At 70.9% G+C, this 24,265-nt stretch carries 14 protein-coding genes and 1 pseudogene; 11 read left to right on the top strand and 4 right to left on the bottom strand.

The window, feature by feature from the left end; translation table 11 throughout:
• The first annotated feature begins 57 nt into the window (after nt 1–57).
• The 6 genes and pseudogenes from ACFQ6N_RS06685 to ACFQ6N_RS06660 all read left to right on the top strand — a co-directional run bounded on the left by ACFQ6N_RS06685 (nt 58) and on the right by ACFQ6N_RS06660 (nt 7,509).
• Complete coding sequence (locus ACFQ6N_RS06685; protein WP_380647373.1) at nt 58–1,437, top strand: hypothetical protein; 1,380 nt, start codon at nt 58–60, stop codon at nt 1,435–1,437.
• Nucleotides 1,434–2,303, top strand: coding sequence for a hypothetical protein (locus tag ACFQ6N_RS06680; protein WP_380647372.1), 870 nt, complete (start codon nt 1,434–1,436; stop codon nt 2,301–2,303). The genes ACFQ6N_RS06685 and ACFQ6N_RS06680 overlap by 4 nt, the downstream gene beginning before the upstream one ends.
• A 98-nt stretch (nt 2,304–2,401) precedes the next feature.
• Nucleotides 2,402–3,403, top strand: coding sequence for a hypothetical protein (locus ACFQ6N_RS06675; RefSeq protein ID WP_380647371.1), 1,002 nt, complete (start codon nt 2,402–2,404; stop codon nt 3,401–3,403).
• Between the two features lie 51 nt (nt 3,404–3,454).
• A complete protein-coding gene (locus ACFQ6N_RS06670; RefSeq protein ID WP_380647370.1) occupies nt 3,455–3,952 on the top strand; it encodes a hypothetical protein in 498 nt (165 codons plus the stop codon).
• A 1,326-nt stretch (nt 3,953–5,278) separates the two neighbouring features.
• Nucleotides 5,279–5,650: pseudogene (locus ACFQ6N_RS06665) on the top strand (DEAD/DEAH box helicase); the annotation flags it as partial.
• A gap of 563 nt (nt 5,651–6,213) precedes the next feature.
• A complete protein-coding gene (locus ACFQ6N_RS06660) occupies nt 6,214–7,509 on the top strand; it encodes a hypothetical protein (RefSeq protein WP_380647568.1) in 1,296 nt (431 codons plus the stop codon).
• 326 nt (nt 7,510–7,835) lie between these two features.
• Here ACFQ6N_RS06660 and ACFQ6N_RS06655 read toward each other — a convergent pair whose 3' ends face one another.
• From ACFQ6N_RS06655 to ACFQ6N_RS06640, 4 genes are read right to left on the bottom strand one after another with little or no spacing between them, the layout of a single operon-like run.
• Nucleotides 7,836–9,191 carry an AAA domain-containing protein gene (locus ACFQ6N_RS06655; protein WP_380647369.1) on the bottom strand — a complete coding sequence of 452 codons (1,356 nt, stop codon included), beginning with the start codon at nt 9,189–9,191 and terminating at the stop codon, nt 7,836–7,838.
• Complete coding sequence (locus ACFQ6N_RS06650; RefSeq protein WP_380647368.1) at nt 9,181–10,692, bottom strand: hypothetical protein; 1,512 nt, start codon at nt 10,690–10,692, stop codon at nt 9,181–9,183. The genes ACFQ6N_RS06655 and ACFQ6N_RS06650 overlap by 11 nt, the downstream gene beginning before the upstream one ends.
• Nucleotides 10,689–11,828, bottom strand: a complete 1,140-nt coding sequence (locus ACFQ6N_RS06645; RefSeq protein ID WP_380647367.1) for a hypothetical protein — start codon at nt 11,826–11,828, stop codon at nt 10,689–10,691. The genes ACFQ6N_RS06650 and ACFQ6N_RS06645 overlap by 4 nt, the downstream gene beginning before the upstream one ends.
• A gap of 44 nt (nt 11,829–11,872) precedes the next feature.
• Nucleotides 11,873–12,706 (bottom strand): hypothetical protein, encoded by an 834-nt coding sequence (locus tag ACFQ6N_RS06640; RefSeq protein WP_380647366.1) that lies wholly within the window; start codon nt 12,704–12,706, stop codon nt 11,873–11,875.
• A gap of 137 nt (nt 12,707–12,843) precedes the next feature.
• Here ACFQ6N_RS06640 and ACFQ6N_RS06635 point away from each other — a divergent pair, with 137 nt between their 5' ends.
• From ACFQ6N_RS06635 to ACFQ6N_RS06615, 5 genes are all read left to right on the top strand, one after another.
• Nucleotides 12,844–14,166: an exonuclease SbcCD subunit D gene (locus tag ACFQ6N_RS06635; protein WP_380647365.1), complete on the top strand. Its 1,323-nt coding sequence runs from the start codon at nt 12,844–12,846 to the stop codon at nt 14,164–14,166.
• Nucleotides 14,163–17,378 (top strand): AAA family ATPase, encoded by a 3,216-nt coding sequence (locus ACFQ6N_RS06630; RefSeq protein ID WP_380647364.1) that lies wholly within the window; start codon nt 14,163–14,165, stop codon nt 17,376–17,378. Before ACFQ6N_RS06635 ends, ACFQ6N_RS06630 begins: the two co-directional genes overlap by 4 nt.
• 747 nt (nt 17,379–18,125) lie before the next feature.
• Nucleotides 18,126–19,760: a DUF2397 family protein gene (locus ACFQ6N_RS06625; protein WP_380647363.1), complete on the top strand. Its 1,635-nt coding sequence runs from the start codon at nt 18,126–18,128 to the stop codon at nt 19,758–19,760.
• Nucleotides 19,757–21,142: a DUF2398 family protein gene (locus ACFQ6N_RS06620; RefSeq protein ID WP_380647362.1), complete on the top strand. Its 1,386-nt coding sequence runs from the start codon at nt 19,757–19,759 to the stop codon at nt 21,140–21,142. Before ACFQ6N_RS06625 ends, ACFQ6N_RS06620 begins: the two co-directional genes overlap by 4 nt.
• Nucleotides 21,139–24,265, top strand: a 3,127-nt coding sequence (locus tag ACFQ6N_RS06615) for a hypothetical protein (RefSeq protein WP_380647361.1), incomplete at its 3' end; no start/stop codon positions are given. The genes ACFQ6N_RS06620 and ACFQ6N_RS06615, both read left to right, overlap by 4 nt.

Raw genomic sequence — 24,265 nt, 5'->3', positions numbered from 1 at the left:
GCTGTCCCCGGCCCACAGGCCGTCACCACACCGCCGACGGGGGCGGCGCCGTGGCCGGTGAGGCTGCTTCTGGACGGCGACGACGACCACGCGGTGCACCGGGCCGCCTACCAGCGGGCCGATCCCGCCCGCGGCCGGATCACCGTCGATCCCACCCCGCACACCACAAGTCCGGCCTACCTCGCGCTGGATGTGCTGCGCGCCATGGGCCGCGACGGCTTCTCCCGTCCCGAGGCCGAGCGGATGTCCACCGACCCGGCCTGGCGGGCGGTGACCTGCTGGACCCTGGCCACCGACGTGCACGAGGCCATCGTGCTGCGCGCCCACCGCCTGACCCTCGAGCGCCTGCGCCGCCTCGCCGTCTGGCGCGCGGACACCGGCATCCGCCTGACCCTGATCGCCCACGCTCCGGAGCCGGCCGACGAGCAGCACCTGCAGACGCGCCTTCACGACGCCGGCCTCACCGACGCGCAGGGGGTACGGGGCGCGGACGACGTCCTCGAGGCGATCGGGCCACCAGCAACCGGCCGCCGCCACGGCCCTCCGCCGGGCGATCATGCCCACCCGCTGCCCACCCTGCCCCGCAGCGGCATGGCTGCGTTCCGCGCGGACTGCTGGCGCCGCCAGAACGACGTCCACTTCACCCACACCGACGGCCAGTACCGCGCCGGCTACGCCGCCGCCCGCACCTGGCTGGCCCGCACCGTGCCCTCCCCGCCACCCACCGCCGGACCCGCAGACGGACGCACCGCCGAGCCCACCGCCTTCACCCTCCAGGAGACCGAGGCCGTACGCCTGTTCCTGGCCCGCCTGACCGTCTCCAGCCCCAGCCCCCAGCACACCGTGGCCCGCGTGCGCGGCGCCCAGGCCGGCTTCCTCAGCCGCTCGGTGCTGCTCGACGTACCCGACGACCTCACCGACTGCGCGGGGCCCGGCCTGACCACCGTGCCGCTGACCCCGCGCGTCCTGCACACGATCACCTGGCGCTTGCCCAACCCGCTGCGCGCCGCCGCGCTGGCCTCCATGCTGTTCACCGGCACCAGCCGTGACCTGCTGTCGATGACCCAGATCGAGAGCGTCGACCACCACCACGCCACGGTGGCCATCGACCGCGACTCACGGATCAACATTGGCCAGGCACCGGGTCCCCGGCACATGTACGCCGTCCCGCCCCGCGCCCGACCCCTGCTGCGCGCTGCCGTGGAATTCCGTCGCCGATCCCCGCGCACCGCCGACCACCACGGCCTGTTCGCGAACTGCTTCGGCACCACGCCACGCCTCGAGGCCCTCGTCGCCGACGCGGGGCTCGCCATCCCCACCCTGGTCCATCCCCACCCCGGGGACGACTGGCACACCACCGCCCGCTGCTGGCGCCTGCACACCCCAGCCCCGCCCACCCCGGATGTCCTGCCGCGCCTTGTGGAGTTACGCCCGTGACCGCCCCAGCCCCGCCAACCGGCACCAGTCTGTTCGCCTTCGACCTTACGTTCCTGCGCGAGCGCGCCACGGACTGCCGGCTGGGCGATGACGAACTCACCGCACTGACCGGCATCCCCACCGCCGACTGGGACACCCATCTCACCCCGCAGACCCTCCCCGCCGCAGCCCTGATCCACCTGGCCCACGCCCTCTCCACCTCCCCGGAATCCCTCCTGCGCACCCACGCCCAGGACTCACGCCCCGGCCCGCAGACGGCCACCCACGCCATCGTGCTGCACGCGGCCCTCATGGAAGCCGGCCGTATCCACCCCGACGACCTGGCCAGCGCCCTGGAATGGCCCGCCCACCGTCTGGGACGCGCCGCCACCGCCCTGGCCGCACACCTTGAACAGCACGACAGCCCCCACCGGCTTGTCCACACCGACACCAGCATCCACCTGACCACCATGCCCGGCCTGCTCACCGGCCAGCAGCGGCAGAACCTCCACAGCACCGGCCACACTGCCGCCTCCCTCAGCCCGCTGGAGGCCGCCGCCGTCACCCGCCTGCTACGCCGCACCGCCGAGGGCCTTCCCCTGGAGCTGTCGCCCGAGCAGATTCCGCGCCTGGCCAACCGCCGCCTGCTCGCCCCCACGGGCGGGCATCCGGCCGTCCACCCCGACGTGCTGTTCGCCCTCGGTCTGGCCCGCCATCCCCTCACGGACACCCCCGCTCCAGCCGACAGCCAAGTCCTCGGCCACCGCGCCGCCGTGGCCGATCCGCAACAGCTCCGGCATGTCGACTACCCGGCCGCGGTTCTCGCCGATCCCGTGGCCAGGCCCGTGCCCGCCGGAGCCATACCGCAACCACCAGGATCGCGATGACGACGCGTCCGGCCGCCGCACCCGCCGCCACTTCCGGGCAGTGGCGGCCCACCTGGTCACCGGGACCAGGTAATCCGGATCTGCCCGCGCTCACCGTGGTGCACGATGCACACGACGACCACGCCTTCATGTCGGCGGCCCTGACCGCCCACACCCCGGCGCTGGGCCGCATCACCGTCCACCCCACCCCCGTGGCCACCGCCCCCGCATCCCTGGCCCACGACCTCCTGCGCAGTCTGAACAAGCACCTGCTCCCGGGAAACGAGGAGGCCGCCCACTGGGCCGGTGGAACCGACACCGCCTGGCGCGTTGTCGCCGCCTGGACCACTGCCCTGTACATCGGGCACGTCATCGTCACCCGCGCCCACCGCATCAGCTCCCGCCACTTCGAGCACCTCTTCGCCCTGCGGGAACTCACCGGGATCCACCTGACCCTGCTGTGCCATGGACCCCTCCCGCCCGCGCTCGCCTCCGCCCTGGCCTTCCTGCCGCACCACGACGTGCACACCCTGGATGGCGCCCGCCGTGCCGTCAGCGCACCGCTCCCGCCACCGCCGGCCGACCGGTACGCCTGGTGGGAGGCCGCCACGCACATCCCACCCCACGCGGATGAGCCGGGCTTCATCCAGCCCACGCACCACCCGCTCGACCACAGCCGCTTGGCCGCCGCAGGCCGCCGCTTGGGCCGCACGCTGCTCGCACTGCCCGCCGGCGGGCGACTTCCACCCGAGCCCGACCATGCGACGGTCCTGCTCGTCCACCGGCTTCACACACGCGTCGCCCACCCTCTGCACGCCGCCGCGCTGGCACAGCGGATTGTCACCGGACGCTCCGACGCGCCGCTCCGGCTGTCCGTCGCCCGCACCGGCGGCGGCGATCTTCCCGTACCGCCCTGGGCAGCCGACCTGATCTCCGCAGCCGGCCGCTTCGCGGAGCTGGACGGGAGACCGCCCGGCCGCCAAAGCATGCAACTCGCCCCATGGGACAGGAGAGCCGTGGACGAAGCAGCCCACATCTGCGGCCTGTTCGAGCGTCAGGTTCTCAACAGGAGCCAAGCGCGTTCCAACCCGCCGCGTACACGGGCTCACCCGAAAGAATGAACCAACCGGATAGAGCCCAACACACCACCCCGCCTACCCGATGCTGGGGGCATGGCAGAACGTCCCCGGGACTTGTGGGCTCAGCTCAACATGGCGGTCACGCACATCGGCCTGTTAGCGCCTGGCAAGGTGAGCGCCCGACTCCAAGGCAAGACAACCGTCATCACGGCAAATCAGGTGCGCACCGTCACCCTGGTGCTGTCCGGCCACACATCCGCAACGACCACCGCTGTGCAGGACTACTTCGGCTGGCCCGTGTGGGACGCGCCCGCCGTGCCCGCCCAGGACCATGGCTGGAAGGCCGTCTTCAACTCGGCCAACCGTACCTTCGAAGGCTTCTACGACGAGTCAAAGCACAGCACCGACCCGGAGATCGTCCGCATCGCAGTACCTGTTCGCCTCACCGACGACATGTGGCACATGCTCGAGAAGACCGGAGCCGTCGTCATGTGTATCGGCCTGACAGGGGATCCGGCACCGCAGGCCATCGCCACTGGAGTCAGGCAGCGTCAGTTCCGCGCAGCCCTGGTCGAAGCACTGTTCCACTGAGCAACCCCAGCCCTGACGTACCCCAGCGGCACTTGTCCAGCACCACGTTGAGCGGGCCGCGTCCCCGAGCCTAACCCCAGCGCGGTTCCAACTCTCGCACCGGCGAACAACAAGGGCTCCCTGGCCCTCTGCGGTACACCGGAACACCAGCGGGATAGCATCACCACCTTGAACCGCGCCGGCCGCATCCCGCCCGGCAGCGAAGGCGGCCAAATCGGCGCTGAGCACGAAGGTTCGGCCCCTGCCGCTGACGGCGCTATCGGCACGGGGCCGCGACACTGTCCGAGTGCCTCTGGTACGGGCGGCTACCCGGCTGCCACAGTGAGCACCGTGCACGAAACATACACCGAGGCAAGCGATCTGACGGTCCAACAGCTCGTCCGTGACAAGTGGGGGAGCGACCTGCCGGCCACAGGGCTGCAGCAGCGGTTCACCGAGCCGGGCTGGACCTACCAGGAGCAGGTGCCCCGCCCCTGCCCGCAGTGCGCCGGCGTACTGCACTCGCTTCGCCGCCCGTACGAGTCCGCAGGGCGCAAGTACCGGTACGTCGCCATCGTCTGCCCCGCCTGCCCAACTGCGTTCACGCTCGCCGACCTCGGCGTGAAGACCTACGACAAACTCCTGCGCCCCACCACCCCGGCCACACCCGCGGCGGCCGCCGCCCCCGGACCTCGGCGTACAAAAACCCCTCCTGCGGTGACCACCCGCGCCGCGGCACGGCTGGCGGCGGGACTCGCTACGGGCCCGTGCCCGAGCGGGCCCGGCGTGACCGTCACGGCGATCCGCCTGCCCCACCCCTCCCGCGAACCCGCCCCCGTGGGCCCGGCGCGGCCCGAAGACCTGCCCCTGCCCGCCCAGAAGGAGACGCGGGCCCTGTGGTGGGGAAAGATCACCAACCCCGCCTGGAACGTGCCCGAGCCCGCGCTGCGCGCCGCCACCGACGTGAGGGCCGTCATCCCGGCGGGGGAGCGATTCGATACCCTGCGCGACACCCTCACCGGCCTCGGCGCCCAGGTGCGCACCGCCGCGCACTGGGTTGAGGACGAGGTGGTCACCACGGTGTCCGACCTCGGTGCGCCCGTCGAGCTGGCCGCCTGGCCTGGCGGCGCGGCGACACCGGCCGCAGGGCCCGCCGCATACGCGGCCCGGGACGCGTTCGCCGCCCAGTGGGACGCACTGGACGAGCTCCCCGTCGGCGACACCGAGGCGTTCGTGCCCGTCGAGGACATCGTCCCCGAGGCGTGGAAGACGCTGCTGCCCCACCCGGCGTTCAACCCGGTCCAGGCCGCCGCCGTCCCCACCATCACCGACGGCGACGAGCACGCCATGGTCGTCGCCCCGACCGGAGCTGGGAAGACCGCGATCGGCATGGTCACCGCCCTCACCGCCCACCAGCGCGGCCGCAAAGCCGCCTGGCTCGTCCCCCAGCGCTCCCTCACCGACGAACTCGACCGCGACCTCACCGCCTGGCGCCGCGCCGGGCTGCGCGTGGTCCGCCTGACCGGCGAAGCCGCCGTCGACACCGACCTCATCCGCGAGGCCGATCTGTGGGTCGCCACCACCGAGAAGTTCGAGGCGATCTGCCGCGCAGGCTCCCTGCGCGCCGCGCTGGCCGAGGTCGGCTGCCTGGTCGTGGACGAGATCCACCTGCTCGGCGACCCTGTCCGAGGCCCGGTCCTGGAGGCACTCCTGGCCCGGGTCCGCGAGGACGCCACCCGGGTACGGATCGTGGGCCTGTCCGCGACCATCGCCAACACCGACCAGCTCGCCGAATGGCTCGGCGCCCGCCTCATCCGCTCGCCCTGGCGCCCGACCCGCCTGACTTGGCAGCTCCCGGCCATGCCACCGGACGCCGACGCAACCGACTGGGCGACCCGTAGCAATACCCGCACCCGCCGCACCGTCGACCTCGCGCGCCACCACACCGCCGACGGCGGCAGCGTCCTGGTGTTCTGCGGCAGCAAACGCTCGGTCCGCACCACCGCCCTCGCCCTGGCCCATGACCGCGGCGTCGACACCACCGGCGCCGACGCGGACGACAGCGACCTCGTGGAGCGCCTGTGCACCAAGGCCGGCGTGCGCCTGCACTACCGCGACTGGCCCCACAAACGCGAAGCCGAACAGGCCTTCTGCACCCGCCAGGCCGACATCCTCGTCGCCACCTCCACCGTCGCCGCCGGCGTCAACCTCCCCGCCCGCGCCGTCATCGTCCGCGACACCCAGATCGGCATGAGCCGTATCGAAGTGTCCATGTCCAGCAGATGTTCGGCCGTGCAGGCCGCATCGGCGCTGGCGAACGCGAAGGCCATGCCTACCTGCTCGCCGCCCCCAGCGAACGCCACCACTGGCAGGCACGCCTCGCCGCCGGATACACCGTCACCTCCCGCATCCGCGACCGTCTGCCCGACCACCTTCTCGCCGAGGCCGTCCAGAACCGCCTCGCCACCACCACTCAGGCCGAGAACTGGTGGAAGAGCACTCTCGCCTTCCATCAAGGCCTCCACCCCCTCGACCCCCTCCACGACGCCACGGACTTCCTCACCGACACCGCCTACCTCACCCGCACCCCCGACCCCGACGGCGGCGACGACCGCATCCAAGCCACCGAACTCGGCCGCCTCACCAGCCGCTTCATGGTCGACGCCGACCTCGCCTCCACCCTCGCCGACGCCACCGCCCACCTCCCCGTCCCTGACAACCCGGACACCGCGGAAGACGCCCTCATCACCACCCTCGCCACCCGCCTGCCCGCACTCGAACAAGCCCCCTTCACCGACCGCGCCAAAGCCGAGCTCTACAACGTCCTGCGTACCCTCGGCCAACCCGACCAGGCCACCACAGACGCGGACCAGGACGAGGAGGAGGACTGGCAGCCAGTCGCTGGTGACCTCGCCCGCGCCGTCCTGCTCCTCGTCGCCCGCGCACCCCGCGCCTTCCGCGGCCGGCCCGCGTACATCCGCGGCATCCCCGCCGACTCCATGGCCCCCGTCCTCGACGACGCACAGCGCTACCTCGCCTGGCTCGGCGCCCAAGGCCCCCTCGCCACTGTCCACCCCTGGATCGCCATCACCGCCGCCGACCTCGCCCAGCGCATCCGCTGGCGCACCCTTGGCCCGTCCCGCGGGGCCGGCCGACTGCTGTGGATGTGCGAACAGATGGCCACCCCCGCCCACACCCACGCCCTGGTCCCCACCATGTGGCAGGCCGCCCGCGCCCGCGGCATCGACTCACCGGACTGGCCCGGCACCACGGCGCCCAGCACCTGCCGCCTCACCCCGGCCGACTACCGAACCCTCCTCGCATCCCGTACCACAGGCACCGAGATCACCCTCCACGCCGACCGAGCCCACATCCGGGCCCCGCGCGGAGCAACCGTGATCACCTGGAACGGAACCTTGACCAGCTGGCACACCAGCACCAGCACTGTCCTCGAGATCCCGCACCCGGCTCCGCAGCACGATGATCCATCGGCAGGGAAAATCGGCGCCGCCGTCTTCACGCGAGGGGACCGCACCACGGCTGGCTGGCCCAGCACATACAACAGAACCTCGGTTTGACCAGTACGGGAACGCGAACCGGAAGAGACCCAGACCCCCTTGGTCGGCCGTGTTGTCCGGTCCGGGAGCATGTTGAGTCGAGCCGGAGCGAGTCGGAGCCACTGGTCGGTAGCTGACTGACCGGACCCGCGGCACCCGATGGCGCCCATCGCCCGCAACGCCGAAGAGGGGACGTGCCGGAACCGGCGGGCTGTACGACGGGTCGCATCTCAGCTGACACCGATCTGGGGCGGTGCAACGGATGGCTATCGGGTGAGACAGGCGTCCCGTCAGAGGTGGTCGGCGCGGTGCGATCTCGGCGACCTCTGACGGATGCTCATGGGGTGTCACGTGGCAGGACGGTGCTGGGCGAGTTTTGCGAGCATGGCTTGGTTGGCTTCCCAGCCGTCGGGGAACTTGGCCGGCACGGACAGGTGGACAGGGTCGGTGGAGGGGTGGCTGTCGAGGAGGTCGGCGATTCCTTCACGGGTGACGACGATGCAGGCCTGCCGGTGGCGGGAAGTGAGGACGCACAGGCGTCCGGCTTCCAGGTGGAAGGCAGTGGCGTCCCGGCGTCCGGACAGAGGATGGACGACGATGACGATCTCGAACTCGCGGCCTTGGAGCCGATTCGCGGTGTCGACCGTCACGCGCGTGGAGGCGGGGTGGCCGGTGCGGTTCAGGGCTTGGCGGACCAGGTCGGCCTGGTCGCGGTGGGCGACGCCGATGGCGATGTCGCTGGCCCCCAGGTGGTGGCCGTCGCTGTAGCGCTCGCAGGTGGCGAACGCCCCGCGGGCGAGGATCCGGGCGGCGAGATCCGCGGCGGTCTGAAGGGTTTCGGTGTCGGTGCGCGGGACGTGACGGCGTGGCAGCTCGTGCAGGGCCCAGCCGGTGGTGAAAGCCGTTGCGATCGTCTCGTCCAAGTGCCCGCCGCCGAATCCGGCGGTGGTGAGTTCCAGCGTGCGCGCCCCTTCACCGGTTCCGGCGGTGAAGCTGTTGAAGGGGTAGAAGGCCTGGGAGATGGCGGGGGCGGCGGACGCCGGCAGGCGCCAGGACACCGGAAGCCGGTGCACGGGGATGCGCGGGTTGTGCTCCAGCATCACGGTGACGCCGTTCAGCGTCGGGTCGTACGGCAGCCCGATCCAGCGTTCGGCGCCGACAACCGTGAACGGGTCCAGCTGGCCGGGGTCACCGACGAACAGACCCCGGTCGAAACGCTCGACGATCCGCAGCAGCATGTCGGAGCGCATCTGGTAGGACTCGTCCAAGATCGCCCACTTGAACGTGGCGTCGCGGACGGCGGCCCACTTGGCGGCGGTGCCGACGATGATCCGACAGCCGGAGAGGTCGTTCAGAGTGCGGCCGACGGTCAGGTTCGTCAGGTTGTTCAGGGCCGGTGGGGCGGTGTAGGCGCTGGAGCTCAGCCGACCGATGGGCGTGCCCGGGTTGGCCTCGGCGAGCCGTTCGATCAGGTCGTCGACCTGGTTGTTGGTCTGGGCGACGATGATGGGGCGTTCGTTACTGGTGGCGAGCTCACGGGCCGCGCGGACGACCAGGGTGCTCTTGCCGGCGCCGGGCGGGGAGTCGACGACGACAGCCCGCTGCGTGGTGCGGGCAAGGTCGGTGAGGATTTGCGCGGTGGTGGCGTTCGCGGCGGCGATCGGATCCGGGTGCGGGTCGGGTGCGGTGGTGTCAGTCGTCATGGCCCCATCCCTCTGCGGCGGCGTTCTTGGCTTCGGTGGCGTCGGCGTCTGGCGCCTGGGCCGGGGAGTGATGCGTCCACGGGGTGCTGTCGGACGCGGGGAACTCCGCCGCCGGACGCCAGCCCGGGTCGGGCAGGTAGGCGATGTAATGGTCCAGGACCGGAACACTGCCCGGCTTCGGGACGAGGGCGCGGCCCATACCGCCAGTGATCTCCACGGTGACCAGAGTCGAGTCGTCGTCGGGCAGGACGGAGACGATCTTGGCCTTGTGACCGGCCGGCATGTGTGGGCTGGCTAGCTCGGTGTCGGCGGCCAGGCGCACGGGGTCGTCGGTGCGGATGGTGACGAGCGGCCGCAGCACCCGCCGGGTGCTGGCCTTGGTGACAACCCGGCCGGGATCGGCTGCCACCACCGTCCCCGCGAACGCCTCCCCGGCGCTGCGCCGGTCAGCCAGCACGAACGGGTCGTCGAAGGCCATGTCGAACTCGAACTCGACCAGCGCCTGCTCGAGCCGGTCCAGACGCCGTGCCGCGCCGATCGCGGTGTCCTTCTTACGCTGCGGGAGTCCGCCGGCGTCCCGGTAGTCGGAATAGGAGGTGAAGGCGGCGCAGTCGCGCCCGAAGCGAGCGGCGGCCCTCGGCGCCTCGGGGACGGAGCGCAGCAACGAGATGGCGTCCCACATCATGCGCCAGGTGGGCTGGATCTGCTCGGCGATCAACTCCCGCAGTTCCGCCTGGGCGGCGGCCAGGGCCACCGGGTCCCCGGCGGTGTGTGCGGCGTCGAAGCGCTTGATCGCCGGTGCCAGGTCACGGTTGTCGAACTGGGGGGATGTCGTGGGGCCCGCAGGCGGACAGATGTCCGGGCTTTCCGCGTCGGCCATGGCCTGCGCGACGTCCGTTCCGGGAGGCGGGGAGATCCAGGCCATGAGGGAGGCGAGGTTCTGGTCCTCCAGGGTGCTCTGGCCAGTGGCCCAGTGCTCGGTGAGCATACCGGTGACAGGCAGCAGCAGGCAGGTGCCTTCCTGCTCGGCCCGCTCGACCAGGAACGTCAGCCACATGCCGAACTCGGGCACGACGTCCGCGACCGCGTACGGTCCGGTGGTCGATCGGAAGCGGCACATGCGCCCGAGGTCGGCCAACGCCTTGATCCCACCGGTGTTCGGGACCAGGAGCTGAGGCGCGTCGCTGTACCAGGACCTCTCTCCCTCCCCGCGGCGGTCCTGCCGGAAAGAGTTGATGTAGTCCATCACGCGCTCGCCCAGTGCGGCGGCGAACGCGAACCGCTGGTCGCGGTTGCGGGGCTGCTCCACGACCAGCAAGGTGGCGTCCCTCTTGGAGGCACCGACCATCGCCGCCAGCGGCGCCCCCGTTTCCCCGGCCATCGTCAGAGGGATGACCACCAGCGGCCGGTCCGACAAGCGCCGGTGACGGTAGGCGGTCACCGTCATCGCCGTCATCGACTCCATCGCCTGCACCCGCGCCAACGCCGACACCATGCTCATGCCGCACCCCTGAACGTCTGGTCCAACTCGGTCCGTAGCCGGGCGGCGTGCCGCAACGCGACGGCCATCTCGCTCTGGTCGGCGGTCGGCGTCAGCTCCCCGCGGGCCAGCCCCATGACCATGGTCGCGGTGTCGATGCCGCCGAACTGCTCGCGCGCCGCCGGTCCCAGGACATCCAGCGAGGCCTGCTCACGGGCGCGGGAGCGGCAGTAGAACGCCATCTCGCAGTGGTTCAGGCAGTCCGGACGGTACGCCGCCTCCACCTGGTCCAAGGCCTCGGTCAGCTCCTCGACGGGACGCTGCGCCTTCTTCCCGTCGGAGGCGAGGTCGAAGGTGAGGCCTTCGGGTAGCAGGTCCACCAGGTCCTTGATGCGCTCGAGGCGGGCCAGCTGCCGGGTCAGGGCGGCGACCTGCTTGCGGGCGTCGACGAACGCCGCCGTGGGGCGGTTGGTGAAGTCCTTCGGCGCGACCAGCACGATCTGGTCGGACACCGCTGCGGGGCCGATCCCGGCTTGGGCGAGCATGTCGCGCAGGGCGATGACGTAGGCACAGGCCTGCGTGGTCGCCGACTTCACCTGCACCGGGTCGGCCTGGCCGTCGATGATCGGGAAGCTCTTGATCTCCACGATGTAGAAGCGATCGTTCACGCGGAAGGCCACCAGGTCCGGCTCCAGGAACACCGCGTGCCCGCCGACCGTCAGGCGCAGCATCGGGTGGTCGTACAGGGCACTGTCGCCGGTTCCCTGGGCGGCTTTCACCAGCAACTGTGTGGTGTGGGCATGGCGGACCTCGCACCGGCCGTCGCCGCCGACATCGTTCAGGTCCCTGTTGCCCACCTCCGCCACCGTCAGCCCCAAGGTCTCGCGCAGGACGCGAAGGAGCTCGGCGTAGCCGTTGGCCTTCACCAGCGCCTCGAAGACGTTGCCGCGGGCGAGGGCGAAGGAGGACTGGCCGAAGGCGGACGGGTAGCCGGCGTGCTCGGCGATCGCGGCCTTGTCGGAGCCGGAGGCGTCCAGCAGAGCCCGCAGTGTGCAGCGCGGGTTGTTCTCCAGAGCGGCCAGGGACCTGGCGTTGTAAGCCCGGCGCTGCGCGGAACCGCGCAGCGCCGTCAGGCGGTCATCGACTGGTGCGTTCACGGTGCCGGAAATCCTTGCGGGGGAGATGAGGTGAGGGACGGCCGTCAGGCCCGCCGGGCCTGCAGCCGGGTGACATTGTGCGGCGGGGCGCCGAACAACTGCTGGTCATCACTGAGCGACTTGCGGGCCCGCCGCGCAGCCTCGGCCCGGGTGGCGCGGTCGGCGTCGGCGTGCACGTCCAGTTCCGCCTGGGCCGCCTCGATCACCCGCCGAGGGTCCGGTGCGCTCTCAAGGCTGGAAATGCTCTTCGGTGTCGCGTCGGGGATGTTCGTGGCGAGCCGCCACATCAGCTGTACGGCCGTCGGGGTGGCCGCTTCGCCCGAGGTGCGCACCGCCGCGGCGATGCCGATTGTGCCGGTGAGGTAGTCGGCACGCTGCGACAGGGGGCCGATGATGCGCTGCTCCAGGGGCCAGGTGCTGATCGTCACCAAGGCGCGCACCGGTGAGAGCAGGTCGTGCGCCAAGGCCGGGCACAGGTAGTACGGGCGGGCTCCGGGGCTGGAGCGGTAGGAGCGTTCCTCGTCCCGGCGCAGGCTGGAGAGCTTGGAGGCGGACAGCTCTCCGGAGAAGAACGCCTCGTGCACGCTGACGATCAGTTTCGGTGCCGCCGGGGTCCCCAGCAGCATCAGGGCCCGGTGGACGTGCTCGCGCGCCGGAAGCCGGGACCCGTGGACGACCGGGGCCGCCTGCGGTGCTGGCCGGGGAGGCGGGGTGGCCGGCTCACCGGTGTCGATGAGGGTGTCCCACGCTTTCTCGGCGCGGCGCAGTTGCGCCCGCAGTTCGCCGGCCCGTTCTGTGTCGCCGGCGGTGGCCGCGTCGCGGATCGCGCGGCGCAGGGTGCTGATGCTCTTCTCCAGTGCGTCCAGCGGATCACTCATGTTCCCTACGCTACCAGAGTTCCAGAGTTTTCCAGACTTCTTCCTGAGATGCGGTGTACAGTCGGCAGAGCCTGACCCACTCCACCGCTGCGGCGCGGACCACACCGCCCCGCGCCACCATTTCCGGGAGGCGCCCCGTGACAGGACGCGTATTCCACACCTCCGACTGGCACCTCGGCCGCCAGATCGGCCGCTTCCGGCGCGACTCCGAAGTCGATGCCGTCCTGGACGAGATCATCGAGATCGCCGTCGACTGGGCCCCAGACCTGATCGTGCACAGCGGCGACCTCTTCGACAGCTCGCGACCGGGCCTGGAGGACATGCGTCGCGCAGCACATGCACTGCGCCGTCTCGGCACGATCGCCCCGGTGGTCGTCGTTGCCGGCAACCACGACACCCCCCACGTCCTGGCATTTCTGGAATTCGTCCTCAACGACATGGGCACCCGCGCAGGAGACCAGGCCAGGGTCCGCTTCGCTACCGACGCCCGCCCCGACGGACTGCTGGTGGCCGAATACCCCACCAAGAACAGCGAGTCGACCCTGCGCATCGGAGCACTGCCCTACCTGCACCCCAACCGCTTCACCTACGACTTCACCGACCCGGCCCTGATGACCGCGGCCTACGCCGAGCGGATGCGTGCAGTCCAGGCCGACGTCTACCGCCGCCTGGCCACCGGGCACCGCGCCCAGGACATCCTCGTCTTCGCCGCCCACCTGTTCGTCGAAGGGGCCACCCCCTCCTACTCGGAACGGCAGATCTCCATCGCCGCGGACTACGCGGCCGCACCCGCTGACCTGCCCGCCGTCGCCTACGGAGCCCTCGGTCACATCCACAAGCCGCAATCCGTCGGCCGGGCCGGATTCCCGGCCCGCTACGCCGGCAGCCCGCTGCAGATGGACTTCGGCGAGGCTGGCGACACCAAGAGCGTTGTGCTGGCCGAGATCGGCCCGGGTGCCGCGCCGAGCATCGACGTTGTACCGCTGTCCTCCGGCCGCCGCCTGATCCGCCTGGAGGGCACCTTGGAAGAGATCGCGCAGCGCGCCGGCCGCGTCGGAGACGCCTGGGTGAAAGCGGTAGTGACCGTGGAGGCCTTTAACCCGGCCCTGCCCGACACCCTCGCCAAGATGCTGCCCAAAGCGACGATCGTCGCCATCGACGAGCGTCGCGCCGCTGCACCCGACCGCGTCCTGGACCGGAAGACCTCCACGCAGGAACTGCCCGACATCGAGGATCTGCTGCGCGACTACTTGTCCGACCGCGGTACCACAGGCCCGGCTCTGGACCGCGCCATGGCCGCCTTCGCGCACCTGCAAGCCGAACCGGACCCCGACGACCCCGCACCGTGTTGCGAAGAGACCCTGCTGACTGCGGCCATCGCAGGCCGGCCCCTCGACGCCATCGACCGCTCAAGTCTGTTGACCGGAACTGACACCACCGCGACCAAGGCGACGGCATGAAGCCACTGACGCTCGACCTCACCGGGTTCCGCAGCTACCCCAGCCGGACAACCATCGACTTCACCGGCAAAAGCCTGGTCGCCGCCCTCGGCGACACCGGCGCCGGCAAGAGCAGCCTGCTCGACGCCATCACCTACGCCCTCTTCCGCAAGAGCACCTGGGCCGCCAAGGAATCCCGCCAGCTCATCGCCGACGGCGCCAAGGCCATGAGCGTCGACCTCACCTTCCTCCACGACGGACAACGCTGGCACGTCCACCGCACCATGCACGCCACCAACCCGAACGCCGGCCGCCACCACCTCACGAACCTCGACACTGGAGAGGAAACCGACGGCGCCACCGCCGTGGACACCCGCATCCAGACCACGCTGCAGATGGGATACGACACCTTCCTGCGTGTCGGGCTGCTCCCACAGGGCAAGTTCGACCAACTCCTCACCGCTGCCCCCAAGGAGCGGAGCGAGCGGCTGCGCGAACTGTTCGGCGCCGATTCGCTGGAGTCAGTCCACCGGATGGCTGACCGCCACACCCGCACACTCCAGACACTTCTGGGTGATGCGAAAGCCAAGCGCGCTGGGATGCCGGACAGCCCCGCACAGGACGCCCAACAGGCCGCTTCGGCCGCCGCCGTTGCCGCAGCCCGCGCCGATCGCCTGGGCACCGCCATCGACGGCATCACCGCGTTGCGGAACGAAACCGCCGAAGCCCGCTGCGTCGCGGCCAGCGCCGCCGCCGCCGCCCAAAGCCTTTCGACGCGCACGGTAGCTGGCGTCAACACCGTCCTCGACGCACTCGAGCCCGTCGCCACCGACATCGCCGCGCGGCATGACACCCTGAACCGACGTGTGGCTCGAGCAGAAGCCCTGGAAGCCGAGCTGACCACAGCGATCACCGCGGCAGACACGCAAGGAGAAGGCCGGGACGCCCTCACCAAGGCCGCCATGCTCCTGGAGACCCTCGCGGCGGACGCCGAGGAACACCGCAGCGAGCGCGACCGACTCGCCACGCTCACCGACCAGATCGCCGACGAACACACCGCCATCGCCACAGCTGAAACGGATCTGGCCGAACGCGCCAAGCACGGTGAACCGCTGGCAGAAGCAGCCCTCGCCGCGGCGGTGACGAGCAGGCAGATCCGCACGAGCGCTACCACTGCCCGCACCCGAGTGGCAGAAGCCCTCTTGGTGGCCCGCCGCGTTGCCGACACCGCCAGCGCACACACCGCCGCAGTAGTCAAACGCGAATCCGCCCGGGAGACCCTCGGCCCGTTGGAAGAGGAAACAGCCACAGCGAACAGCGGCCTCATGGTCGCCCAGACGGTTCTGGAGGCACTCCAACTACGCGACAAGGCCGCCGCGATCGCCGCCGAACTGAGCCCCGAGGGAGACTGCCCCGTATGCCACCAGCAACTCCCGATCGACTTCGAACCCGAAGCTGCGGCCGACACGGCCGACACGGCCGACACGGCCGAGCTGGCCGCAGCGAGAGCACAGCTGAGCCAGGCGCGCACCACACGTGACGCGACTACCAACCGACTCACCAAGGCCCGCGCCGCTGCGGCCGCAGCCGAAGAGACGGTGCGTGAACGCGAGAGGGACCACCAGATCGCTCAGCAGAAGGCGCAAGACGCAACTGTGGAAGCGGTACACGCCTTCGTGCAGTTCGCGACTCTCGCCGCCGAAACCGGTACCGGATTCGACACCGAGTCAGCTTCGGCGACGCTGGCTGCGGCCACCGCTGTCCTGGCTGCCCGCACCGCCACCGGTGCCACACAGCCTGACCACTCCGAGCGAGAAGCGACGCCGGTCACGGACATGATCAGCGCATGCGAAAAGGCAGCCGACAACCACGCTGAGGAACTGCAGGCCGAGGTACACCGCCACACCGCCAAGATCGAGGCAGACGGCAAGACCCTGACAGCGCGCAAGAACGCCCATCGGCGCCACACCGACGACACCGCGAAAGCCACCGAACGGCACACCCGCGCCGTGGCCAAGACTGCCGCCGAGGTCCGCGCGCTTCCTCTCCGCATCCAAACGATGCTGGCGCACGAGGCAATCGACGTGGCCGCCGACCAGGTCGCCGCTGCCGCCACCACCGTCGCTGCTCGTCAAGCCGAAGTCCAAGAGTTGTTCGACCAGAGGGAAGCCGAACGGGCGAAGAAGGCCGGGGTGCTCGCTGACCAGCGCGCCCTCGACCAGGAGGCCCGCACCAGACTCGAGCGCCCGCTGACCGAACTGCGCGGCAACCTGGACGCATGGGCCCAGGCCGCTACCGACGCCCTCACGCATCTCGACGCGACCGACCGGCACCAGGTGCCGAGAATCTCGGCCGATCCGACGATCGCCGAGGTCCGCCAGTATGCCGCCGAACTGTCGACGACCACCTCGACCCTGAGCGACAAGCTCACCGAACACGCCAACACCGCCACCGACCGCGTAGCCGCCGCACAGAGCAGCCTTGACCAACACGCCCACGCGCTCGCCGACATCGAAGGGTTCGATCCTGTAGCCGACCTGACGGCACCCCAAGCACTCCACCCCCTCGTCGCCGCAGTGGCACAGGCAACCAAAGAAGCCGAACACCAGCGCCAGAAGAGCCAGGAAGCACAGAATCTGATCAAGCCGGCCGCTGACCTGGACTTTGCCATCACTGCGGGCACCGCCCGCTACGAGGCATCGGAGGTCCTGCGCCGCGAACTGGTCGACGCCAAGTTCCTGGGCCACCTCACCGCACTGCGCACCCATGCACTGCTCGGCGTGGCCAGCGACCTGCTCGGGCAAATGTCCGAAAACCGATTCGGCTTCGCCGAAAACCTCGACATCATCAGCCGCAGCTCCGGAGTCGTCCACCACCCGAATCGGCTGTCCGGCGGAGAGAAGTTCCTCGCCTCGCTCGCCCTGGCGCTGGCGCTGGCCGAGCTGCACTCCCACAGCGGCCCTACCCTCGGCTCTCTGTTCCTTGACGAAGGCTTCGCCGCCCTTGACACCGCCGCCCTTGACGCGGCTCTCGAGGTGCTGCGCACTCAGGTTGGTGGTGACCGGCTCGTCATGGTGATCAGCCACCTGCACGCCGTTGCCGAAGCCGTCGACGACGTGCTCTGGGTGGAACGGTCCCCTGCCGGGTCATCCGCTCGCTGGCTGACACCGGCCGAGCGCGACGAACTGGTGCAGACCGACCTGGCAAGCGGCCTACAGACACTGACTCAGTAGCGCGGAGCGATGCCGAGCCCGACTACGGTGATATCCGGACGGCGGGAGCCCCCCGCACGTGCGGAGCAGACGTCCCAGTCGCCCGGATGTCCGGTCAGCAGTCGGCTTGCTGCCAGCAGGAAGTCGCAGGCCGATTGGCCGTGGTTGGAGCTCTCGATTCGGTCCCGGCTCGACTTGACCCTGGGGGCCGGCAGTTGGCGCAGCGCCAGCGTGACTCCAGGGCAGAGCGGGGGCGAGCATGGCGGTTGTCAGACCAGGGTTCTCGGCGCAGCCGTCGAACTGAGCGGCGAGGGTCGGGTACTCGGTCTGCAACGATCGCCCCTGGCGTACGCGGCCCGGCGCACTGGGTGGCTTGGGCGCGACGGGGCTGCATTAATAGAACGCACTATCGAATTTGTGGCATGTTTCTTTGGCATGCTAGCCACTGTCGAGGCACTCGCGGGAATGGCTGAATTCGTGAGGTGGCACTGCGGCGATCCCGTGTGCCGCGGTGCCGCTCCGGCTTCGGATGTCGGTGCGTTCGGGTGCGTAAAGCGCAGCTCATGAACAGGTCTGAGGCCTCTTCGGTGCAGGTGTGGCCCGGTCACAGTCCTGCGTTCCGCTCCGAGTGTCGAGCAGCGCATTCCAGTCATGCATGACGGCGGAGATTTGTGTGAATTGACGGGAACCCCGATGCGCTGTCAGGGGAGGGGGCTACTTTTCCGTCGGGAGATCGGGCATGCGCTTATCGGCGCGACCGGGGGAGTGGTGACAGTAGACGAACAGAGTCCCGAAGCGGCCAGCGGCGCGGGCGACGCGCGCCAGGTCGTGGGATACCTGGTACGGCCGGAGTCCGGCGACTACATCGCGATCATGGATGTGTTGGAGGGGTCGGTCACCGACCTGACGGTCGCTGAGGTCACGGCTGCGCTGGCGGCGACGGGACTGTGCATGGAGGCGCGCCTGGCCGAGGCGCGCCTGGACGCGCTCAAAGCCATGGGAGCGGTCTCTGTGCGGTCCGACACCACCCGGGCCCGCCATTACGTCGAGATCCTCGCCCGGAACTGGCGCTACACCGCCAGTCCCGCAGGCCGACACGTCCAGCGCTTCTACCGGCAGGTCCTGGCGGGGACCGCGACCGTGCGGGAAATCCCGATCGTGTCACTGAGCCGCATCGTCACCCACCTCGAGCAGCTAGCCGTAGCCCTGGGCACAGGGGAACTGGCCGCCACTCGCCTCGACACCGCGATGCTGGACGCGGTCAGCACGGTATTCACCAGCCATGACGACCTCGACGCCGCCCTGGTCGGCGCGGAGGACGCGCTGGTGGGCCTCGCCGACCGGTTCGACCTGGACGAAGAGCGCACCAACGACCTCAAGGGCCTGCTCGTCGACTACGCCACCCGCGTCGCCTCCGAGCTCGACTCCGGCTCCGCACGGGCGGCCGCAGCGCTGGCGGTGCTCCGCCCGTGGTTCGGCCTGCTGGCCCAAGCCGCCGTGGACGCCTCCCAGGCCCGCGACCTCATCGCCGCCGGTGCTCTCAGCGCCTCCCGAGGAGGACGCGCGGAAGACTGGCAGGGACTGTGCAACTGGTTCGACGTCCGCGGCGGACGAGCGGCACGGTTCTCGCTGCGCCTGGTCCGGGCGCTGCCGAGCATGCACGCCAACCTGCGCCGGCTCCACTCGTCGTCAGGGGTTGTCTCCACCCGCACCCGCGCTCTGAGCCTCGCCCGGGCGGTGCTGACACCGGAGATCGGCGTGCAGATCTTTCAAGCCGCAGTGGGTGACCACTCCTGGCGCAAGCTCTACGGGCAGGCCGACGAGGACGACACTGGCCGCAACCCGTCCTGGCGCGGCGGGCCCCAAGTCCCGGTACCGACCCTGCTGCGCACTACCGGCCGCTCGGGCCCGCGAGGCGGGGGTGCCAAGCCGCGTGACGACACGGCGGCCAGGGCACAGGTCGCCCAGGCCCGGGCACGCCGGCAGGCCGAGCACACGGATGCCGTTGCCAGGGTCCTGGCCTCGATTCCAGGACAGCACTTGGACGAGGCCGCCGCCCGCGCCGCACTGGCTGCTCTCATGGCCGCCGCCCGAACCACCGCAACAGGCCCCCGGCGCACCGGGATCAGCGACGGGCTCGCCTGCACCCTCGTCCACACCGGCCGCGGTACCGGCACCCTGACCGCCCCCACCTGGCGCGTCCTCCTGCCCGGCCGGATCGCCCTGTTCCACCAGCCCGGCCGCCGTCCCTCGGCCGCTGCCCTCGCCGCGGTCGCGGGCACCGCGACCGCACACGACACCGCCGCACGCGTCGCGCTGCGCCTCACTCCGCGCCTCGGCCCACTGATCCCTCTTGCGGATGAGGGCCCCGACACCGTGATTCGACAGGAAGGCGCAGCATGAGCGAGAGGACGGATTCTGGGCCACTCGAGCCCGGACCAGGGCCGGATGCCAGTCCCGCCCGCCAGCCGCTGCGCAGGCGAAAAGCCTGGCGACCCGAGGCCGACACCGAGGTCGCCACGCTTCTGCGCCGTCTGGCCGCCACACCGTGGTTGGTCGGCGGCCGCCATGACGACCTGATCGCCGCAGTACGCCGCAACGCGCCCGCCCTGCGCTCTGCGGTGGCCCGCATGGGCTGGGTCCTGATCATCGAACGCGACCTGGTGCGGCTTCGGAAGAGTCCGCCCCCGCGTCCGCGGGAATGGGCGACCCAAGGGCCGAGCCCCGCCGTGTGCTCCTGGTTCTTCCTGCTGATGGCGGCTGCCGAGTCGATGTTGCCGCGCATCGCTGTCGGGCACCTCGTCACCCAGGCGCGCGCCGCTGCCGCAGAAGCCGGACTTCCCGTCGCCTACGACATGGCCGAGCGCCGCGCGATCCTCGCGGGCCTGCGCATGCTCGACGAACGCGGCGTCATCGAGCGCCTCGACGGCGATCTCGACAGCTACCTGTACGACGAGCAGGCCCCCGTGCTGCTCGCCGTCCACCACACCCGGCTGGCCTACGTCATCGCCAACCCTGGCGCCCTCGATCCGGCTTCCGACCCGCACGCATGGCTTGAGCAGGTGCAGCGCGAACCGGACGCGGCCCGCCGGATGCGCCGCGCGCTCGTCGACGATACCTGCGTGCACAGCGCGCTCCTGGACGACGCCGAGGCACAGTGGCTGAGCCAGCGGGTACGCGGCGACGACGGCGGCCCCCTGGCCGACGCTTTTGGGCTCGTCCTGGAGCGCCGCGCTGAAGGTGCCGCGTTCGTCGTCCCGGACGACGCCTTCCGGCACTTTCGCGAACTCGGCCCCATCCCCTTCCCCGCACCGGGCACCATCGCGCATGCCGCACTGCTGCTGCTCGACCACGCCGCCCTGGGCGGCACCCGCGACGGCGGCCCCGGACCAGGCTGGCGCGGCCTGGCCGAGGACCAGGTGCTGGCCGCACTGGCGGGCTTCGCGGACAACAACGCCTCCGGGAAGGGCGGTTGGGGAGCCGAGTACGCGCAAGACCCGGCCCTGCTCGCCGGGAAAGTCCGCGACCTGCTGACCGGCGCCAACCTCGCCCGACTCACCCCGTCGCAGCCCGCAGCAGGCGAACAGGCCAGCTTCACCTGGTGGTTCGCCCCCACCGCCGGCCGCTGGGCGGCGGAGGGCACCGCGGTCCCCAAGACCGTGCGGTCCCGCAACACCCCGACCCGTCGCCGAACCGCCACGAAGAACAGCAGGCCCGTCCAAGTCCAGCAGGGACTGTTCAGCGAATCCGCAGCCGACGAGACCCCGGAGAAGCACCTCCTGTGAGCGACATCCTCGACCTGGACTTCAGCACCCCTCTGACACCTCCGCCGGCCGGAGACGCAACCCGCTTCGGCGGCCGCTGGCGCCTGACCGGCGCAGGGCTGTCGAACGTATGGCGCTACGGCGATCTAGACCTGCCAGCCGCCTCAGGACGGCTGCTGCTGCGTGGCCCTAACGGGACCGGCAAGACCACCGCGCTGGAGGCCCTGTGGCCGTACCTGCTCGATCTGAACGCGGCCAAGCTCGCCGCCGGCAAGGCACGTCCCACCACACTGAAGGGGCTGATGAGCGAAGGAGCGCTCACCAAGGGCCGCCGCTACGGATACCTGTGGCTGACCTTCGCCACCCCGGACGACGAGCGAGCCGCGAGCGCCGCGCAGGGGACCGCCGCCCCCGTGGTGAGCTTCGGCGTCCGCCTCCAATACTCGCCGAGCTCCACACCTGCCGTGAACGTCGTCCCCTTCACCGTGCCCGGCCGCCCGCTCAAGGAACTGGCGCTGCGCGGCCCCAACGGAGGCGCACTCGAAATCGACGAGTTCACCGCCCGCATCCAGGCCGCCGGCGGACACGTGTTCCCCGACCCCGAGTCCTACGTCGAGCACCTCGCCGCCCGGATCTGGTCCACCACCGCCGACGAACTGCGCCTCCTCGCCTCACGCCTGCGCGAGGTCCGCAACCCGACACTGCTGGGCGACGTCTCCCCGGCCGCGGCCGCCGACGCGCTGCGCCAGTCCCTCCCCGGTGTGGCCGGCGACGTCCTCTCGGCCACCGCCGAGGCCCTCGCCGAGTCCAACACCACCCGCGACGCGTTCGAACGTGACGAACACGCCGCCACCTACCTGCAGGACTTCGCCCGTGTGTGGACTGGGCACGTCGTCGACGTCACCCGCGCCGCCTACACCGCCGCCCGCCAGTCAGACACCGACACCCGGACACGCGAAAAGCGCGTCAAACAGCGCGGCGGTGAACTCTCCGAAGCGCAGTCCGCCGCCGGACGGGCCGCCGCCGAGGTCCAACGACTCAACGACTCCCACACCGCGGCCCAGGCCGCAGCCCGTGCCATCGAAACCAGCGACGCCTACCGGTCCCACGGGCGCGCCATGGACCTCCGCAAGCGACTCAAAGCCGAACAGGGCGCCGCAGCCAGCAGCTACGCCAGCCTGCGCGCCGCAGCCGAGCAGGCCCGCAAGCAGACCGCGACGGGCCGAGACGCCCTCGACGACGTCATCGGCGACATCGAAGAGATCGCGGCGGCCGCGCAGGACGCAGGTGCCCGGCCCGTCGCGCTCGAAACCCTCATCGCCCACTACCCCCGGGCCCGCGCCACCCGGACCGTCGCCGACCAAGCCGTCGACCCGGGGCCGGGAATCACCCTCACACACGACGACGCGAGCCTGCGAAACCTCGCCACCGACTGGACGGCCGCAGCCCAGGAACGTCGCGCCACAGCGGACAAGGCCGCACTCGTCCTGCGGGACCACGAGCGCGTCGCCGCCGCCGACACGGAAGCCCGAACCGCGCATCGCAAGGCGACCGACGCCGAGAACGCCTACGACGAAGCCGACCAGGCCCACGAGCGCGCCACCGCGGCCGCCCGCTCGGCTGCCCATCAGACACTCGCCGACGTCGCCCGGTGGGCGCTCGCACACCCACATCTGCGCGGCCTGACCGACGAGCCGGCCACCCACCGCGACGCGCAGCAGATCTGGGACACCGACGACGTCGAAGCCCTCGCCCACGCCGAACCCTCCGCCGTACGCGACCAGCTCAACACCTGGGCCGAGCAGGCCTTGCACACCGGCGAGAGCGCCGCAGCCGCCCACGACAACCAAGCCAAGCAGCACCTCGAAGCCGCAGCCGCCTATGACCACGCGGCCCGACAGAACCGCGACGACGCCCGCCGCCTGCGCGCCGGAAAGCTGCTCCCGCTGCCGCGCCCGGACTGGGCCGGCCCCGGAGACGACGACACCGCACTCGGCGCGCTGCTCGAATGGCACCCCGAAGCCGACCACAAGGACGACCAGAAAGCACTCATCGAGCTGGCGCTCGCCAACTCGGGAATCCTCGGAGCCCATCTACACGCGGACGGCGCCGCCACTCACGCCTGGCGAGTCAGCCCTGCGGGCGCCAGCCCGTGCGAGGGCAATCTGACCGCCGTCCTCACCGTCGTCCCCAGCCATCCGCAGGCGGAACTCGCCCGGGCAGTCCTGGAACGCATCGCCCTGGCCGACAGTGCCACCGGCCACCGAGGTACCGCCGCCCCGGTCATCGGGCGCGACGGCACCTTCGCGATCGGCCCCCTCACCGCAGACCCGCGAGCCGCCGTCGCCGAGATCCCCGCCGCTTCGCACATTGGCGCCCGCACGCGTCTGGCAACAGCACGAGTCAGAGCCGACGAACTCGACGCGGCCGCCGAGGAACTCGAAATCCTCGCCGGCCACGAGCGCGACACCGCCGCCGATCGAGGACGGCAGCGCGACGCGGTCCGCCGTCAGGCGCGGGCTTTCCCTCCACGAGGCGAGCTGACCAACGCCGAGGCGGAACGGGCCCGCACCGCCAAGGAAGCGCACCGACGCCACGACACGGCCCGGGCCCTGCGCCAGCGCGCCGACGACGCCGCGGCCGAGCACAAACGCCGGAACACCGACTGGACGGCCCGCGCACGGAGCCTGGACCTGCCTGCCGACCCCGACAGCCTGGCCGACCTGATCGAGGACGGCCGTACACGCACCCAGACACTCACCGACTGCTCACAGCAGATGACCTCGCGGCTACTGCCGAGACTTGAGCGCGCCCTTCGGACACTCCCGGACGAAACCGCTCTCGCCGAGCACCTCGCCGAACTTCAGCACATTGCCCGGACCGCACACACCACGGTGCTCGAGACCCAGGCCGAGCTCACCGAGACACAGTCCCACGGCGACTCCGACGACGCGGCACGCCGCTACGAGCAGGCCGTCGCCCAGGCGACGAGCCTTGACTCCGAACTCTCATCAGCCCGCGAACACGCCGTCGAAGCTGAGAAGCACCTCACCGCCTGCGACCTCGCGCTCGCCTCCGCCCGGGAACGGCTGGACGATGCGCGCCCCCAGCAGAAGACCACCCGGGCTCGTCTAGCCGCCCTGC

The organism is Kitasatospora sp. NPDC056446 (assembly GCF_042796115.1).
Classification (GTDB): Bacteria; Actinomycetota; Actinomycetes; order Streptomycetales; family Streptomycetaceae; genus Kitasatospora.
This window is presented reverse-complemented; position numbering and strand designations above follow the sequence as displayed.

Excerpts from the sequence above, each read along its gene's own strand:
- ACFQ6N_RS06655 (WP_380647369.1), bottom strand. The coding sequence starts at position 9,191 with ATGACGACTGACACCACCGCACCCGACCCGCACCCGGATCCGATCGCC.
- ACFQ6N_RS06640 (WP_380647366.1), bottom strand. The coding sequence starts at position 12,706 with ATGAGTGATCCGCTGGACGCACTGGAGAAGAGCATCAGCACCCTGCGC.
- ACFQ6N_RS06670 (WP_380647370.1), top strand. The coding sequence starts at position 3,455 with ATGGCAGAACGTCCCCGGGACTTGTGGGCTCAGCTCAACATGGCGGTC.
- ACFQ6N_RS06620 (WP_380647362.1), top strand. The coding sequence starts at position 19,757 with ATGAGCGAGAGGACGGATTCTGGGCCACTCGAGCCCGGACCAGGGCCG.
- ACFQ6N_RS06650 (WP_380647368.1), bottom strand. The coding sequence starts at position 10,692 with ATGAGCATGGTGTCGGCGTTGGCGCGGGTGCAGGCGATGGAGTCGATG.
- ACFQ6N_RS06660 (WP_380647568.1), top strand. The coding sequence starts at position 6,214 with ATGTTCGGCCGTGCAGGCCGCATCGGCGCTGGCGAACGCGAAGGCCAT.
- ACFQ6N_RS06630 (WP_380647364.1), top strand. The coding sequence starts at position 14,163 with ATGAAGCCACTGACGCTCGACCTCACCGGGTTCCGCAGCTACCCCAGC.